The organism is Bacillus sp. JJ675, assembly GCF_036963165.1.
Classification (GTDB): domain Bacteria; phylum Bacillota; class Bacilli; order Bacillales; family Bacillaceae; genus Bacillus; species Bacillus glycinifermentans.
The window spans coordinates 772-1695 of sequence record NZ_JBALMR010000012.1; the positions used below are offsets into that span (position 1 = coordinate 772).

At 45.3% G+C, this 924-nt stretch carries 1 protein-coding gene; it reads left to right on the plus strand.

What is annotated here, in order from left to right:
- On the plus strand, positions 1-812 hold an 812-nt coding region (locus V7126_RS03700; protein ID WP_335496750.1), incomplete at its 5' end, for an IS3 family transposase.
- Positions 813-924: the final 112 nt, after the last annotated feature.

The following is a 924-nucleotide window of genomic DNA, read 5'->3' on the forward strand; positions in this document are numbered from 1 at the left end:
CTGTCCAAATGTTATGTGAGATTGCCGAAGTTTCGCGCCAGGGGTATTACAAATGGAGGAGCCGAGTACCTTCAGCGAGAGAAAAACAGAATGAAAAGATTATCGCCAAAATGGCGCTACTTCACGAACAAATTGGCGGTATCTACGGATACCGCAGAATGACCTTAAACATGAACCGCCGCTTTAAAGAGCGCCTCAATCATAAGCGCATCTATCGGCTGATGAAAATTGCCAAGCTGGAGTGTGTCATTCGGCGGAAGAAAAAACGTTACGGCAAAGCGACGCCTCAACATGTGTCCGAAAATATCCTGAATCGAGAGTTTAAAGCGGACAAACCAAATCAAAAATGGGTGACTGATGTGACAGAGCTAAAATACGGCCATCGGAAAGCGTACCTCAGTGCCATTTTAGATCTTCATGAGGGAATGGTCGTGTCTTATGTGCTGGGGAAATCCAATAATAACGCCCTTGTGTTTAAAACCTTGAACCAAGCGCTTGAGGCAGCCCCAAACGCACGTCCTCTCCTTCACAGCGACAGAGGTTTTCAATACACGTCCCACCAGTTTAGAAGGATGATTGAAAACGCAAATATGACACAGAGTATGTCCCGCGTCGGCCGCTGTATTGATAACGGCCCCATTGAGTCGTTTTGGGGGAAATTAAAATGCGAGAAATACAGACGGAATTCGTACGAGACATTTGAGGCACTTCAAAGCGCAATTGATGAATATATCCACTTTTACAACCACGATCGTCTACAAGAAAAACTAAACGGCCTCAGCCCAGTGGAATACAGGGCTAAAGCCGTCTAGTGTGTTTTAGTTATTTCCACTGTCTACTTGACAGGGTGCAGATCAACTGCTCCGGTTTTTTGTTATTCGAGAAATCTTTTTTTGATATCAGGGCCGGGGATCATGCACGATT